Annotated in this window: 11 protein-coding genes and 2 riboswitches; of the genes, 1 reads left to right on the top strand and 10 read right to left on the bottom strand. The window is 32.2% G+C overall.

The annotated features are described in order from the left end of the window. Positions 1 to 237 precede the first annotated feature (237 nt). The 6 genes from K292_RS0114300 to K292_RS0114275 form a co-directional block, all read right to left on the bottom strand. Positions 238 to 3,096: a molybdopterin-dependent oxidoreductase gene (locus K292_RS0114300; RefSeq protein ID WP_027400407.1), complete on the bottom strand. Its 2,859-nt coding sequence runs from the start codon at positions 3,094 to 3,096 to the stop codon at positions 238 to 240. Positions 3,097 to 3,200: 104 nt separating this feature from the next. Beyond that, positions 3,201 to 3,320: riboswitch (molybdenum cofactor riboswitch) on the bottom strand. Positions 3,321 to 3,547: 227 nt separating this feature from the next. Further along, positions 3,548 to 5,665: a methyl-accepting chemotaxis protein gene (locus K292_RS17385; RefSeq protein ID WP_051280812.1), complete on the bottom strand. Its 2,118-nt coding sequence runs from the start codon at positions 5,663 to 5,665 to the stop codon at positions 3,548 to 3,550. A gap of 159 nt (positions 5,666 to 5,824) precedes the next feature. Beyond that, positions 5,825 to 7,939, bottom strand: coding sequence for a methyl-accepting chemotaxis protein (locus K292_RS17380; RefSeq protein WP_051280810.1), 2,115 nt, complete (start codon positions 7,937 to 7,939; stop codon positions 5,825 to 5,827). Positions 7,940 to 8,031: 92 nt separating this feature from the next. Then, positions 8,032 to 9,318, bottom strand: a complete 1,287-nt coding sequence (locus K292_RS0114285) for a molybdopterin molybdotransferase MoeA (protein WP_027400406.1) — start codon at positions 9,316 to 9,318, stop codon at positions 8,032 to 8,034. A gap of 45 nt (positions 9,319 to 9,363) precedes the next feature. Next, positions 9,364 to 10,074, bottom strand: coding sequence for an ABC transporter ATP-binding protein (locus K292_RS0114280; protein ID WP_027400405.1), 711 nt, complete (start codon positions 10,072 to 10,074; stop codon positions 9,364 to 9,366). Continuing rightward, the gene (locus tag K292_RS0114275; protein ID WP_051280808.1) at positions 10,074 to 10,769 is read right to left on the bottom strand and encodes an ABC transporter permease; all 696 of its coding nucleotides are present in this window, start codon (positions 10,767 to 10,769) and stop codon (positions 10,074 to 10,076) included. The genes K292_RS0114280 and K292_RS0114275 overlap by 1 nt, the downstream gene beginning before the upstream one ends. A 100-nt stretch (positions 10,770 to 10,869) precedes the next feature. On the opposite strand from K292_RS0114275, the gene K292_RS18090 reads away from it, so the two are divergent. Continuing rightward, entirely contained in the window at positions 10,870 to 11,442 is a 573-nt protein-coding gene (locus K292_RS18090) for a 5-formyltetrahydrofolate cyclo-ligase (protein WP_051280806.1), read from the top strand. A gap of 57 nt (positions 11,443 to 11,499) precedes the next feature. Here K292_RS18090 and K292_RS0114265 read toward each other — a convergent pair whose 3' ends face one another. From K292_RS0114265 to K292_RS0114250, 4 genes are all read right to left on the bottom strand, one after another. Then, entirely contained in the window at positions 11,500 to 12,378 is an 879-nt protein-coding gene (locus tag K292_RS0114265; RefSeq protein WP_027400403.1) for a substrate-binding domain-containing protein, read from the bottom strand. A gap of 436 nt (positions 12,379 to 12,814) precedes the next feature. After that, a riboswitch (molybdenum cofactor riboswitch) is annotated at positions 12,815 to 12,930 on the bottom strand. A gap of 76 nt (positions 12,931 to 13,006) precedes the next feature. Next, on the bottom strand, positions 13,007 to 13,255 hold the full coding sequence (locus K292_RS0114260; RefSeq protein ID WP_156900550.1) for a hypothetical protein: 249 nt from the start codon (positions 13,253 to 13,255) through the stop codon (positions 13,007 to 13,009). A 399-nt stretch (positions 13,256 to 13,654) separates the two neighbouring features. Then, on the bottom strand, positions 13,655 to 14,362 hold the full coding sequence (locus tag K292_RS0114255) for an Ig-like domain-containing protein (protein WP_027400401.1): 708 nt from the start codon (positions 14,360 to 14,362) through the stop codon (positions 13,655 to 13,657). Between the two features lie 90 nt (positions 14,363 to 14,452). Further along, complete coding sequence (locus K292_RS0114250; protein WP_027400400.1) at positions 14,453 to 16,456, bottom strand: S-layer homology domain-containing protein; 2,004 nt, start codon at positions 16,454 to 16,456, stop codon at positions 14,453 to 14,455. Positions 16,457 to 16,464: the final 8 nt, after the last annotated feature.

Below are 16,464 nucleotides of genomic sequence, written 5' to 3'. Positions count from 1 at the left end.
TTCTTATCCTTATTTTATCGTTTTATTAAATTTTTTAATTATTTACTAAATTATCAAAATTTATCTTTTCTTTTAAAACATGTAAACCACTATAAGCATCGTCCTTTTTACACTTCATAATTGAAATACTCAATCGTTTGTAGTTGAACCTGCCTATAGTGGTCTACATAGAAATTATAAAGTTTAATGCCGTAATCCGGCATATAAATAATAATTATATGCCGGAATATTTATCTACTAATAACTAACTGGATTTGCTTTAATCTTATCCAATTCATCATATAAATCTGAACCTAAGAAATACTTTTTAGGAGGCTCAATTTTACCGCCGGCAGCTAGAAGATCGATACCAGCCTTAACTTTTGCAGGAGTAGCTGGAATTTCATAAATTCTTACTCCGCAAGCATTATTAATAGCATTGATTACTGCAACGTGGTCAGATGATTGGAATGCTTCAGAAGCTCCGGATGAACCGAAAGGTCCACGTTCATCATATCCGTCAAGGTGAATCAATGTCATGTCATCAGGAACATCCTTAATATAAGGAACCCCTGCAGTATACATATTAGTATGCTTTTTAACGTCTTCGTAATTTTCACTTAATGCGAAACCTATAGCATGTGAAATACCACCATAAGCTTGACCATCTACTGCCTGAATGTTACCAATCTTTCCTACCCAGTCAACACATGTCATTCCGATTACTGTTGTTTTACCTGTAGCAACTTCTACTTCTACTTCTGACATAAATAAAGCATAAGTATATGCATAAGTTGGACTTCCTACTCCAGTATTAGGATCTAAGAATTGGAATTCTTCCCATTCATTCTTAGCTTCCCAGTTTCCTTCATATCTTGTTGGAATACCTTCCGCAATCATTTCATCATATGTGCGGTAAGTACCATCTTCCTTACGCATAGCATCTGCAAGATTTTTAGCAGCAAGAATACTAGCTTTTCCGTTTGCAAAGTGAGATCTTGAACCTGCAGATTCACCTGTGTTTGGACAGTATTTACTGTCATCCTGTATTAATTTAACATCTTCAGGAAGAACATCAGGGAAATAAGGTTTTAATGCTTCAAGCGTACAGATTAATGAACCTTGGTCACCACCTTGACCTTGATCCTGCCAAGTATCATATTTAATGAACTTTCTATCGCCTACAAGTTCAAGGGCAACACCAGCAAAGTCATCTGAACCAAGACCTACATTATATCCACCCCAAGCTAGTCCTACACCTCTGCGAACTTCTGGTGTATCTTTTGCCTTAGCTTCAGCAACAGCTTTTTCATATAAAGGTTTCATCTTATCCATCATTTCTTCCATTGGATATTGAAGGAATTCAGCGCTGTTTAAGTTAGTCTGACCTTTTCTTGCAATATTCTTGTATCTAAATTCAAATGGATCCATTCCAATCTTTTCTGCCATCATATCGATTAAAGCTTCACCGCAAGTATAAGCCTGAGGAGCTCCGTAACCTCTATATGCTGTACCGAAAGCATGGTTTGTAACTGCTGCTCTTGCTAGACCAGCTGCATTTGGTACATAGTATGGGAAGAACATGAAACGAACAATTTTACTTAATTTATCATCACCTAGTGCTGGGTCAAAACCGTGATCAAGACCTGAATCAAATTCTCCAGCAATAATCATACCATCTTTATCACATGCTAAACGTCCATTTAAATAAGCAGGAGAACGCTTACCACTGTATGCCATGAACTGAGAATAATCCATTGAAAGTGCAACTGGCTTTTGAAGTACCTTACAAGCAATAGCTGCAAGAGAGTATGAAGAAGCACTCATTGCCCATCCGAAAGAACCACCAGTTGGATTTTCTATTACACGAATGTCTTCTACAGGAAGTCCTGTTGCTTCTGCAATATCATCACGGTCAAAGTAAAGTGTCATTGTTTTACAGTGTACACAAAGTTTTCCGTCTTCATCATAATAAGCCTGAATAGTATCTCCTTCGATGGACATATGTGGCTCTCTTGAAGAATAGAAGCTTCCTTCTACCACATATTCCGCATCATCAATCATTTCAGGGACCTTTTCAGAATCTCCCTTAAGAAGAGGCTGATAACTGTATATATTATCCATATTAGGGTAAATTCTCTGAGCATCAGGTGTAACAGCTTCAAGATAACTCATATATTCAGGTAACTGTTCGATTTCAACCTTAACCTTAAGTGCTGCAGCTTTTGCATGTTCTTTTGTATCAGCAGCAACAAGTGCAACAGCATTACCGTAACTTACAATCTTATCATCATATAATAATTTGTGAACCTGATCAAAAGCTGTAGTTCTTGGTGTGAATTGGAACATCATTAGGTGATTTGCACCTTCAATATCCTTAGCAGTAATAACTTTTACTACACCAGGCATCTTTTCAGCTTCACTGTAATCTATATTTAAAATCTTAGCATGGTTAGTGATTCTAGGCATTACAGGAACTACTTTTAGAGTTTCTGCAGGCATCTTTAATTCAATGTCATCACCATAATCGCATACACCACAAGCTTTAGGCATAGCATTAGGACGAACTAATGGTTTACCATAGAAGTCACCAACATCCTGCTTATAATCATATGTTATATCTTCAAAAGTTTTATCTCCACGCATGATAGCTGCTGCTTCCATAACAGCATCAACAATCTGCTTATAGCCTGTACATCTACAAACATTTCTGTGCTTTTGGAACCAGTCACGAACATCTTCTCTAGTAGGATTTGGATTTTGCTGTAATAATCCATATGCAGACACAATAAATCCAGGTACACAGAAACCGCACTGTACAGCTCCTAAGTGAACCCATGCATATTGTAATGGATGTGGGTTTGATACAGTTCCGATACCTTCAATAGTAGTAACTGAGCTGTACTCTTTTACAGTCTTCATTTTTTTTGTACAAGAACGGATAACTTTTCCGTCTAAAATAACAGAACAGGCTCCACATACGCCAGTTCCACATCCAACTTTTGTACCAGTCAGACCTAACCTACGAAGAACACCAGCCAAAGTATCCTTTTCCGGGTCGCATATGAACATACGGTCTGCACCGTTAATGTTCAATGTAAATTTCTTTAAATTCATAATAACCTCCATCAAGAATTTAATTTATACCATCTTTAATATAGCCAGTTTAAATAACAAAAGCCTTTTCAACGTACGTGAAAAGGCTTTGATAAAAATTTATCAAATTAACTTGTTTTTTTCCTTTCCAAGCACGGGAGGCCTACGCATTTCTACATAAACCCATAGACTCTGCACCCATAACTTGCAGCAACAGGGAACAGAGTTCGGAGAAAATATTCATTTGTTATTTTTTTGTATTATAACAGTCTTCAAATTAGTCTGTCAACTAAGATGTGCAAAGTTTGAAATTATGCAAAATTCGAAATATTTTGTATATTCAGTTTTCTTATTTTTTTTAATCGCCTAATGCTAAAATATACAAATACCAATGTTACAGTCCTATTAAAGGTAAAGGAAACATTTACCCTTAAGCAAATGTTTTCTTTCCTTAATATAAAGATATACTAATCTAATACTTATTGTCAATCATAGGATTCTCAAAATTTTCATAATTACTTAAATTATTATTTTCTTCTATATTATTCTCGTTAAAACTAATATTATCCTGTTTATTTTCTAGCTTAAATTGACCTACCATCTGCTTAAGCATTTGTGCCTGACCAGAAAGTTCTTCACTTGCTGCTGCGCTTTCCTCGGCAGTTGCTGAATTAGTCTGAATAACAGATGAAATTTGATCAACTCCCAATGTTACCTGAGTCATAGATGTAGCTTGATCATTTGAAGCCTGCGAAATTTCACCTATAAGTTCTGTGGTCTTTTCTGCACCTGACACAATTTTATCTAATGACTGCGCTGTCTTATCTACAATCTGAGTTCCGTTTTCAACAGCTGTTATGGCGGTTTCTATTAGTACAGTTGTATTATTCGCAGCTTCTGCGCTCTTTCCTGCAAGATTACGAACTTCATCAGCAACAACCGCAAAACCTTTTCCTGCTTCTCCTGCCCTTGCTGCTTCCACAGCGGCATTAAGTGCAAGAATATTGGTTTGGAATGCAATGTCATCTATGGTTTTTATAATATTTCCGATTTCTTTTGACGCACTGCTGATTTTTTCCATTGCCAATATCAAGTCTCTCATCTGCTCATTTCCACGTTCAACTTCCTCTGATGATTCTGAAGAAATATTACTTGCATTATCTGCATTTTCAGCATTATGTTTAATATGTTGTGAAATCTCGTTAATTGTAGCTGATAATTCTTCAATGGAGCTGGCTTGTTCCATAGCGCCTTGAGATAAAGCCTGTGCACCGCTTGCTACTTGATCTGAACCGCTTGCAACCTGATCTGCTGCAATTGCTATATTTGTTAGTGTTTCTGAAAATGTCTTCTTAATATTAAGCATTGATTTTTTAATTTTAGAAAATTCTCCTGCATAGTCGTATTCTAAATCAAAAACAAAATTTCCTTCTGCCATTTCATCTAATACATTTGATATTTCATTTATATATTTCTCATAATCTTTTAATCTTAATACTGTTCTTTCTATAGCCTCTGTTACTTGTCCTGTTTCATCAATAGATTTATTTCCAATATTAACATCTAAATCTCCATCTGCAATTTGATTTGCAACTTTTGATAATTGTTTTAATGGTTTAATTATACTTTTTGATATAAAGAAAATTATTACAGTGAGTATAATTAATATTATAACAAAAAGGATAACCGAAAGCCCTGTTACATGATCGTAAGCATTATAATATTCTTCTTTGGGAAGGGAAGATAATACACTCCAACCGGTATCTCCTATCAAGGTATAGTATCCATAGACTTTGTCATCACCTCTTTGATATTCCGTGTATCCTGAGGTCTTATTATTATATAAATCCAAAATTTCCTGTGATATTCCTATTTCAGTTATATTCTTCATAATATTTTCATTGTCTTTATCATAGATTACAGAGCCTTCTTTTGATAAGAATATAAAAAATCCCGAATCTCCCAGTTCATATCCTTCCATGATCTTGCTAAGCTTTTCAAGGGTCAAATCAACTCCTGCTGCACCAATCATTTGGTTTGTTGAGCTATCATAAACAGGAGCAATAGCACTTACAACAAGATTATTTGTAATAGCATCAATATATGGTTCAGTAATAATTACTTTCTTTTCTGCAGTAAGAGCTTTATACCAATCTCTTGTAGTTACATCGAAATCTTTACCTGTAGTGCCACCTCCGGATAGTGCTACTTGATTAGCTTCAAAATCTCCTATCCAGCTTTCTACAATATTATCAGAATCAAGGGACGCAACATTAACCATGTTTTTTCTGATCGGTTCATATCCTTCAGTTTGATTAATAGGAACTTCAGAATTATTTCCTTTAATAAAAGATTCAAGTTCAGGATCTTGTGCCATAGTTTCTGCTATTTTTATGTATTGTGTAAAAAATTCACTGACCTCATATGAAGCCTCTTTGGAATTTGCAGTTAAACTCTCTGTTGTTAAATCTTCTACTTCATTTTTTACAACGCCTAATACAAAATAAAGCAAAATACAAAGAGATAAAATGACTGGAATAATAATACCTAATAAGATTTTTGCTAAAATGCTTTTTTTAATTATTTTCATATATCTTACCTTCTCTTTCTTTTTAGTATATTAATCATACCAATTTTTCGAAAAATTACAAACATTTTTTTCTTAGTAAATAGAAATATTTATCACTAGGTTAAATAAAAAAAATACCTGCTTAATTAAAGCAGATATTTCTCTATTTAAATTATAAATTTAATACTTATTATCGCTCTCTATACTATTGAAATTCTCACCATTTGAACTCTCCTGTTTTTCTCCTCTATCATCTTGTTTATAATAATTATCATCCTGTTTATTATCTAATTTAAATTGACTTACAAGCTGTTTTAACATTTGTGCTTGGCCTGAAAGTTCTTCACTTGCTGCTGCACTTTCTTCAGCAGTAGCAGAATTTGTTTGAACAACTGATGAAATTTGATCAACTCCCAATGTTACTTGGGTCATAGATGTTGCTTGATCATTAGATGCCTGCGAAATTTCGCCTATTAGCTCTGTAGTCTTTTCTGCACCTGACACAATTTTATCTAATGACTGCGCTGTCTTATCTACAATCTGAGTTCCGTTTTCAACAGCGGTTATGGCGGTTTCTATTAGTACAGTTGTATTCTTTGCAGCTTCTGCACTCTTTCCTGCAAGATTACGGACTTCATCAGCGACAACCGCAAAACCTTTTCCTGCTTCTCCTGCCCTTGCGGCTTCCACAGCGGCATTAAGTGCAAGAATATTGGTTTGGAATGCAATGTCATCTATGGTTTTTATAATTTTGCCTATCTCCTTAGAAGCATTGCTTATTTCTTCCATTGCTATTATCATATCTTTCATCTGATTACTTCCAAGTTCAACTTCTTTTGATGATTCCATTGAAATCTGACTTGCATTATCTGCATTTTCAGCATTATGTTTAATATGCTGTGAAATTTCATTAATCGTTGCCGATAGCTCTTCAATTGAACTTGCCTGCTCCATGGCTCCTTGAGATAAAGCCTGTGCTCCGCTTGCCACTTGATCAGAACCGCTTGCCACTTGATCTGCTGAAATTGTTATATTTTTTAAAGTTTCTGTAAATGTTTTTTGTATATTGAGAAGCGCAGACTTGATTTTAGCAAAATCTCCTAAATAATCATATTTTAGATCAAATATAAAATTCCCTGATGCCATTTCATCCAAAACACTTGTAATTTCATTTATATATTTCACGTATTCTTTAAGCCTTACTATGGTTCTTTCCATGGCCGCTGCCACTTGTGACGTTTCATCTTTTGATTTATGTTCTATACTTACTTCTAAATCTCCATCTGCAATTTGATTTGCAACCTTTGATAATCGTTTTAAAGGTTTTACTATACCTTTTGAAATAAAGAATATAATAACTGAGAGTATGATTAATATGATTATGAACAAAGTTACAGCTAATTTTGTTACTCCATTATAAGCTTCATAATATTCGGCTTTCGGCATAGATGACAATACACTCCAACCTGTATCTCCTATCAAACTATAATATCCATAAACATCTTCATCGCCTCTTTGATACTCTGTATATCCTTCAGTCTTATTGTTGTATAAATCTAAAACCTCTTGTGATAGATCAATCTCCGATACGTTTTTCATAATGTTTGCATTATCATCATCATATATTACAGATCCGCCTTTTGATAGAAAAACAAAAAACCCCGTATCGCCCAGCTCATATCCCTTCATAATATTACTTAAATTATCAAGCGTTAAATCCAGTCCCACTACACCCACCATTTGATTTGTACTATCAAAAACAGGAGAAACTGCGCTTACTACTAGTTTCTGAGTAGCGGTGTCAACATATGGCTCAGTAAGAATAGCCTTTTTAGCAGAAGTAACATCACTATACCAACCTCTTGTGGTAACGTCCCAATCTGCACCACTTGTATATCCATCAGATTGAGTTAATTGACTTGAATCAAAATCTACAATCCAACATGCCAATATATTTTCCGAATCTAAAGATGCGGCATTAACCAAATTATTCTTTATTTGTCCAAATCCTTCACCTTGGGTAATAGATACTCCCGGCTGAATTGTATTAAAATAAGATTGAAAAGCAGGATTTTCTGACATAGTTTCTGCAATTTTTATGTACTGTGTGAAAAATTCACTTACTTGATACGATGCTTCTCTTGACTTTGCAGTTAAGCTATCTGTTGTTAAAACTTCCGACTCATCTTTTACAAAGCCAAGCAGCAAATAAAGCAAAATACAAAGTGAAACAGCGACAGGAATAATAATGCCTACTAATATTTTTATTAGTATACTTTTTTTAATGATATTCATAACAATCCTTCCCTTCATTTTTTAATTTGTATATATGTTACTATATTTTATATCGACAAATTTTTCGTAAAGTTTAGAATATTTTCAATTTTTTAATAAAATAACATAACTTTTACAATTTCTCCAGATTTTACGCCTTCACAAAGATTCGACATTCTTATATATCCATCAGCATATTTTAATTGTGAAATGGATCCTGATTTTGCATGGATAGGTCTTGCTATAAATTTTACTTGGTTGGATGAGTTAACATCTTTATCTTCTAATGTAACTAATTGAAAAGTTTCTCTGCCTTCACCTGCATGAAGATTTTCTGATATGCTAGCCGATATACAAATTGGCTGTTCCTCGTTGTTAAAATAATATTTCCTAATAAAAGTATCCACTAAAGTTTTATATACAATAATTGCTGCCATAGGATGACCAGGCAAACCAACGACTAATTTATTTTGATTAGATTTATCCCCATTATTTTTATCATTTGTTTTTATAACACCGATAATTGTTGGCTTTCCTGGTTTCATAGCAACCCCATGTGTAATAACACCTGGAGATCCCATTTCTTCAATGACTTCCGCAGTCATATCTTTATTACCTGCAGAGCTTCCTCCAGAAAGCAAAACTATATCACTGTTTATAATAGCCTTTGAAACCGCTTTTATTAAATTTTCTTTTTTATCTTTAACTTTTTCAATAGAACCAATTTCTGCTCCTGTATCCTCTGAAAAAGCAGCTATAGTATAAGAATTAATATCCCTTATTTGTCCAATTTTAGGATTATTAGTAATTTCAATAATTTCATCACCTGTAGAAATAATTGAAACTATAGGTTTCTTATACACTGTAATTTCACTACAGCCTACAGCAGCAAGCATGCCAATATCCTTCTTAGTAATAATATGTCCTTTTTTATATAATAATTCCCCTGACTTAAAATCATCTCCCTGATTCATTACACCATTGTTTGGAGAAGCTGCCTTATAAACTGCAATAACCTTATCATCTAATTTTTCCACATGTTCAATCATCACTACTGCATCTGCACCTTCAGGAATCATTCCTCCCGTAGGAACATAAACTGCTTGACCTTGCTTTAATACGATATCACTTTCTTGTCCCATTTCCACTGCCCCAACAACATCTAAAAATACAGGAATACTCTCACTTACCCCAAAAGTATCTTTTGATACTACTGCAAAGCCATCTACCACAGATCTTCGAAACTGCGGCATATCAATATCAGAAAGTATTTCTTGTGCCATGTATCTTCCTACTGCATGACGAATAAAAACTTTTTCTGTTTTAGGTTTATAACTTGAAAAATAGTTATGGATTTTTTCCTTTACCTGCTCTATTGTATCTACATTTAATAATTTCATTTATCCTCTCCATTCCCATATTAATATTACTGATGGGATCCTTTCCTATATTATTAGTTCTCCTGAGATAAACTGCTTTGTTAATTCATATTTGGGGTTTTTTAGAACTTCAGCTGTCCTTCCAAATTCTATTATTTGTCCTTGATTCATAAATACCACATCATGACAAAGCCTCTTAGCTTGTACTAAATTATGAGTAATAATAATTACTGTTATACCTTCATCAATATTTATTTTTTTTAGAATTAATTCTATCTCCCCTGTTGTTTTGGGATCTATATTCGCCGTAGGCTCATCTAAAAGTAACAATTTAGGCTTAAAAGATAAGGCTCTTGCCAATGCTACTTTTTGCACTTCACCTCCGGATAATTTCCAGCTTTTACGTTTCATTAAATGCGTTAGTCCTAATTCTTTACAAAGTTGCGCTACTCTATTTTCAATTGAGTAAGCGTTCCATCCACGCAGTTTTAATGGATATGAGATATTTTTTTCTACAGTAGTACTAAGCATGTACGGTCTTTGAAATACCATAGTCATTATGTCTAGTGGAATTTCTTCGTTACTGCTGTTTCCATAAAATACTCTGCCTGATGTTTGCTTCTCTAAACCTGCCACAATATTTAAAAAAGTACTTTTTCCTGCACCGTTAGCACCAATAATTCCACATAACGATCCTTTTTCTATTTTTAGCTTATTAATATCTAGAACTCTATTTTTATCATATTCTTTTATTAATTTTTCTACTATAATATCCATTATATTTCCCCTCTTTGTTGGAAATTATATAAAACAGCATTGATTGTAAAAGCTATAACCAATAAAATTATACCAACTGCAATAGCAGTGCTATAATCGCCCATACTTTTTAGCTGTGCTATATAAGTTGTCATAACTCTCGTCTTTCCTTTAATATTTCCTCCCACTATCATAACTGCTCCAACCTCTGATATGGCTCTTCCAATGCCAGTTACAACAGCTGCTAAAATTCCCATCTTCATTTCCATGATAAGCAGTATTAAAGAGTCCAGCTTTCCTGCACCTAATGTCAACCCAAGCTTTTTAACATTTGGCGCTTTTTCTTTTACAATATTATAAGTCAGGCCAATAATTATAGGCATAACCAAACAAATTTGAGCAATTACCATGGCAGTTGGAGTATAACTGAGGCCAAAGGAACCTAAAGGCCCTTTTCTCATAATAAAAAGAAATACTACCAATCCTGCAATAACAGGAGGCAAACTCATCATTGTATATATAATTCGTATCAATGCATTTTTAAACGGAAATTTATAAGTTCCAATCAGAAGCCCTAACGGAACGCCAATGAATGTAGATATGATAACCGAAGACAATGATACGGCTAAAGAAAGACCGACTATTCCATATAATTCTTTATCTGCCGAAAATATTAATAAAACAGCTGAATGTAATCCTTTTATTATTTCTTCCATAAAAATCTCCCTTCTTTCATATTTTATCACATTTCTAATACACTATCCAAAGCATATATGGTATGATAATATTGATTATTTAACAGAAAGGATTTTTTACATGGATAAAAATATTCTTCGTAAACAAGTATTATTAGAACGTAATCTTATTACAAAAGATTTTATTAATGAATATGAAAAAACTTCTTTAAAAAGGCTTATTCATTTAAAGACTTTTCAATCTTCAAAAGTTATTATGATGTATATGGATTATCGTAATGAAGCGCCAACAAAACTATTGATTGAAGAGTGTATAAAAGAAGGAAAAAGATTGGTCTTACCTTTTACTGATTCAAATTTTCACATTCATCCCTTTGAAATACCTATAAAGAATTTTAATTATTCTATAGATGAAACTATAAAAAAATATTTAAAAAAATCTCCTTTAGGGATTTGGGAACCTAACACTGAAATATGCTGCAAAATAAATCCTTTAGAAATCGATTTTATATTAATTCCCGGGTTAGCTTTTGATAAAAACGGTAACCGTTTAGGATACGGAAAAGGTTGTTATGATCGCTTTTTAACCCAACTTAGACATGATGCTTTAAAATTAGGACATGCCTATCCTTTTCAAATTTTAAAAAATCTGCCTTATGAAAAAACTGATATAAAAGTAGATGGAATATTATAATATGTATTAATAAATTCACCTAATACTAGGTGAATTTATATATATAATTTTATTTAATTATTTAGCTTCAGCCGCATTTGGTGTAAATAGTGGACTTCCATATTTTTCTTTGCCATATTCTCCTATTAACTTCTGAGTTGACTCTGAAAGTATCCATGTCTGGAATGCTTTTGCACCTTCTGCATTTATTTGATCATTTTTTTCAGGATTTACAACTATAACTCCATATTGGTTAAATAAATCCTTATCTCCTTCAGTAACTATTTTCAAATCAGTACCTTCTGACATATTCAACCAAGTTGCTCTGTCAGAAAGAGTGTATCCTAGCATTTCGTTTGTCATAGTAATAACATCTCCCATGCCTTTGCCGGATTCCACATACCAATCTCCCTCTGGAGTTAGATTCAATTCTTTCCAAATTGATAACTCTTTTTTATGCGTCCCTGATTCATCTGCTCTTGAAATAAATTTAATTTGATCATCATAAATCTTTTTAAATGCATCCTTAGCGTTATTTGGCGCTGCGGTATTAATTCCCGCAGGATCATCTTTTGGTCCAAGAATAACAAAATCATTATACATTACATCAAATCTTTCAGGACCATGTCCAGCTTCAACAAATTCTCTTTCTGCTTCGGGAGAATGAACTAAAAGTACATCAGCTTCTCCATTTTCCCCCATTTTCATTGCTTCTCCGGAGCCAACTGCTATAACATCTACATCATAGCCCGTTTCTTTAGTAAATACAGGCAAAATCTCATCAAGCAGCCCGCTGTCTCTTGTACTTGTTGTTGTAGCAAGTCTTATGGTTTTACTAGCTTCAGCAGGAGTATTATTTTCATCCTCTGTTTGCTTATCTGTATTTCCACAAGCTGCCATAGATACCACCATTATCATTACTAATAATAGTGATAAAATACTTTTTTTCTTTAACATTTTTTCCTCCTATTTATCTTAAGTAAAAATTTATTAGAAAAAAGTCTGCTTAAACAGCATAACTTTTATTCTCCTTGTAAAAATAAACTATAAATATATACATACAATGTATATATTTTACCTTATCTTTAATATGATAATACACATTATCCTTCGTCATTTTCTTTTGCTTTTTTGCCTAAAATAACAATATATATTTCTCTAATATTAAGTTAATATCTAATCTTTATAATTACATATTTTCTTTAACTAATAAATTCTAATTTCTTCTTATGATTTAGTAAAAATAAGTTTAAAACTTTAAATAATTATTATCTTCATCTCTTATTACCTATATTGCGTGTTTTAAGTAATTTTATGTAATAGAAGGTGATTTACTGCATAAAAAAAACAAACATAAAATAGTCCTTGAATTACAAATTTGTAAAACAAAAATTTCTATACTTGTTATCTTCCTTTCCAAACGGGAGGCATATAAATTTCTTTATATACCCAGCGGTTAAACTTCATAGTAATTACCTTAGAAAATTCAACTCGGAAAACTTATTATTCAATTACTTATAATTATATTTTTTTAAAGATAAAAGCAAGATATAAAACTCGCTTTTATCACTTTATTTAATCTGTTTTATTCATTTATTTTTCTATTTGCCGCTAAACAAATTAACAATATTATAAAAGCAACTATACTGCCTTGTAATGAAAACATGTTTAAAACATTAATATTTGTAACTGACTGACACTCTGCATAATTATTATAGATGCTTAAAGCTCCATTTAAATTTTCTGCAAAGGATATATAGGATAAGCCTATTAGCATGCATAGAACTATTATAACTTGACTTACTAATTTTTTTATAAATTTACTGTTTTTCATTTTTCCCATTCTTTCTTTAAATTGTTTTTTAGATAGTTTTAAGTTAAAGTTAATATTTTTACCTTTATGTTTTATTGTACATACCAGATGACACCTCCTAAAAGCTAAATCAAACATTATTTAAATTTAAAACTCTATTATTAAATTTTAAACACAAAGGATACCTTTTTCTAAAAATACAATAAAAAATCCCTTTGTATCACAAGGGAAAAATCATTTTATTAATTGTTTTTATATTCCTTGGATCAATGGTACATAAATACTTTATATTCTCCAATAAACGTCTATCTACGATTAGTTGAATTGGGAAAATTTTCATTATATTGTTATACTAATTATACTGCTTACAAATAAAAAAAGCAATGCTACATGGCTTAATTTACAAAGAACAAAGCTTAATTATTCTTTTATATTTCTTCTCATAATAAAATATACTATAAGTAAAATAAATGAAATTATAATGCTGACTATGGATAATATCTTAATCATATTTACTTTCTGTGTATCTTTTTTATCCTCTGATATCCCAGCTTTAGTAACACTTAAAGATTCTTTTGTAACTTTCATACTAGATTCCGTGACATTTTGGGAATTAGTTAAATTTTTATCACTTGTTTCATTTATAATATTTTCTTTTAAAGTTGTAAAGGTTAAGCTAATGGGTTTCTCAAGAGACACTCCATTTTTGGCAGTAAAATTTTCACTAATTGTAAGTGTATATTTTATACCGGCTTCTAAATTTTCTTTTGGTACAACTGTAATAAGTCTTTTTACCGTAGGGTCTATTTGATCATCACCCATAGCTATTGAAATATCTATATTATTTCCATTTTCATCCTCTAATGAAAAACAACTCTTGTTATTTTCCGCTACACTTATATTGATGACATTTTTATTAAATTCTAAATTTATATTTATATCAACAGGAACATCAACCTGTCCGTCTGCTACATTACTAGATACAATACCTACAGGAATATCTCTGTTTTCTCCTCCGCCATTTCCATTGCCATCTTCGGCATTTGCAAGTATTGTTAAACTAAAGATCAAGCATAGGATTAACATTATTTGTCTAAATATCTTAATTGAAATTTTACTCTTTAACATGGTTACCTTTTCCTTATTATAATTATAACGGTTATAGATAAAGGGAGCCTGCGCCCCCTTATCTATTCTAATGTAGAAATTATATATTACCTAATTATTTGTTACCAAATCTTCTATAAGCATATTGATTATTTTTGCAACCTCTGCTCTTGTTGCACTGTCCTTTGCATTAAAATTATTACCGCCTACACCATTAATAATTCCTGCTTGCTGCATCTTATAAACGGATTCCTTTGCATAGCCGGAAATTTCCGTATCATCTGCAAAAGTTACTTTATTTATATTAGCACTTAAATCAATATTCATTTCATTGGCAAATCTTTCAATAATAACTGCCATATCTTGCCTTGAAATAGCTCTGTCTGTCCCGAATGTGTCGTTACCCATTCCTGAAACAATACCTTTTTCTGCTGCCCAATTTATATAATCCGTATACCATTTTCCTTCTTTTACATCTTTAAACGAATTAGTTGCTGATCCTGCCTTAATATCTAATTCATCTAATGAATTAATGAGCATTTTAACAAATTCCGCTCTGGTTATATTATTATTAGGAGCAAATTCATCTTCACTAACACCATTAACAATATTTCTTGCAGCTAAAAATTCTATATTTGATTTTGCCCAGTGTTTTGAAATATCTGAAAATGTCACTGATTTATTTTCTAATTTGAATGTACTAAATGAACTTGTTATACCAAAGGCTTCCCCATTTTCTACCATAGCATTTTTCATAATAACACCATTATGACTTAGTAAGTTCTTTGTTTTATCATTAACCTGGAATTTCAATTTTACTCTGCCATTTAAATTTGATATATTTCCTTTTTCATCTGTCAATGTTACTTTATATGTATCCTCTTCAACTTTTGTAATTGTAAGATCTATATCTCCCCTTACTTGAGAAATTACTTGTGTTGGTAAAGTAACAGTACCTATTGGTGTATCATAAGCTAATTTTGAGTCTTTTATTTTATCTCTCTGTGCTTCTGATATTTTTAATTCTAATACATTGATATCTCCGCTATTCTTACTTATGTCAGATTCACTTACTTTAAAAGTAATTATATTCTTATCATCCTTATTTAAACTTTTAACAGCATCGTTAATTTGAGTATCAGTTGGGGCAATTGTTGCCGTAGTACCTTTAAAAGTAGGCTTTGAAACAATAACAGTATTTTTTTCTTGGTTATCACCCGTGCCACTTCCACTGCTGCCATTACCGCCGTTAGAAGCAGAACCAGTAGTAAAATATACGGTTTCATCACTTGCCATTCTCGCACTGCTGTTTTGGCATAAATCTTTATCTACTGCAATTTTATAAGAAGTATTTGCTTTAAATCCATTTTCTGCAGATATAAATATCACATCTTTTCTTTCACTTTTTTGGTCTTCTTTTGCTACTCCTGAAAAATATGTAATTCCGGAAACAAGAGCATTTCCTTTAATGCTGGAAGACACAAGATCTATACTTGAAGGAATTTTTTTGTAATCTCCATTACTCTCCTTTTCGTATAAAGTTATACAGTCTTTATTCCAATCATTCGTTCCAAGACTTTCAGGCAAGCCATTCTCTGAACTGTTTTTATTATTAAAGTAATTTACATTCCCGCTAAAAGCCAAACCTATTTTTGAAGTTGACGCAGAGATAATTTTATTATCTGCTTCTGTCAATCCAACTTCAGGAACAGATCCCGCTAAAACTAAAGTTTCCGTCACATCTAAAACTGCATAATCACTCACATCAATATTATTTCCTGCTGCATTCATGGAAATATTCATATTACCACTAACACCTGATGGAACTGTAAATGTGGTTTTAAAATATCCATTACTGTCAGTTGTTATGTTTCCGTAGTATACTACTTTACCATCTGCTGTAATATTAATTTCAACATTTGTTTTACTTATTGCTAAATCATTATCTTCAACCTTACCAAGTATTCTAAGAACAGAGCCTGCGGCATATTTTTTAGCAGCACCGTTAGTAACAAAGGATATTTCTGCCGCTGCAAATGCTGTTATAGTACTGGATATCATAAATGCTAATACAAAGATTAGGGCAAGTACCTTTTTTAATTTAAATTTATTCATTTGACTTT

It is taken from the genome of Anaerovorax odorimutans DSM 5092 (assembly GCF_000426305.1).
GTDB lineage: Bacteria > Bacillota > Clostridia > Peptostreptococcales > Anaerovoracaceae > Anaerovorax > Anaerovorax odorimutans.
Note: the sequence above shows the minus strand (reverse complement) of the source record. Positions and strands in the feature narration are given on the sequence as shown.

Excerpts from the sequence above, each read along its gene's own strand:
- K292_RS18090 (WP_051280806.1), top strand. The coding sequence starts at position 10,870 with ATGGATAAAAATATTCTTCGTAAACAAGTATTATTAGAACGTAATCTT.
- K292_RS0114265 (WP_027400403.1), bottom strand. The coding sequence starts at position 12,378 with ATGTTAAAGAAAAAAAGTATTTTATCACTATTATTAGTAATGATAATG.
- K292_RS0114275 (WP_051280808.1), bottom strand. The coding sequence starts at position 10,769 with ATGGAAGAAATAATAAAAGGATTACATTCAGCTGTTTTATTAATATTT.
- K292_RS17380 (WP_051280810.1), bottom strand. The coding sequence starts at position 7,939 with ATGAATATCATTAAAAAAAGTATACTAATAAAAATATTAGTAGGCATT.
- K292_RS0114280 (WP_027400405.1), bottom strand. The coding sequence starts at position 10,074 with ATGGATATTATAGTAGAAAAATTAATAAAAGAATATGATAAAAATAGA.
- K292_RS0114250 (WP_027400400.1), bottom strand. The coding sequence starts at position 16,456 with ATGAATAAATTTAAATTAAAAAAGGTACTTGCCCTAATCTTTGTATTA.
- K292_RS17385 (WP_051280812.1), bottom strand. The coding sequence starts at position 5,665 with ATGAAAATAATTAAAAAAAGCATTTTAGCAAAAATCTTATTAGGTATT.
- K292_RS0114300 (WP_027400407.1), bottom strand. The coding sequence starts at position 3,096 with ATGAATTTAAAGAAATTTACATTGAACATTAACGGTGCAGACCGTATG.
- K292_RS0114285 (WP_027400406.1), bottom strand. The coding sequence starts at position 9,318 with ATGAAATTATTAAATGTAGATACAATAGAGCAGGTAAAGGAAAAAATC.
- K292_RS0114260 (WP_156900550.1), bottom strand. The coding sequence starts at position 13,255 with ATGAAAAACAGTAAATTTATAAAAAAATTAGTAAGTCAAGTTATAATA.
- K292_RS0114255 (WP_027400401.1), bottom strand. The coding sequence starts at position 14,362 with ATGTTAAAGAGTAAAATTTCAATTAAGATATTTAGACAAATAATGTTA.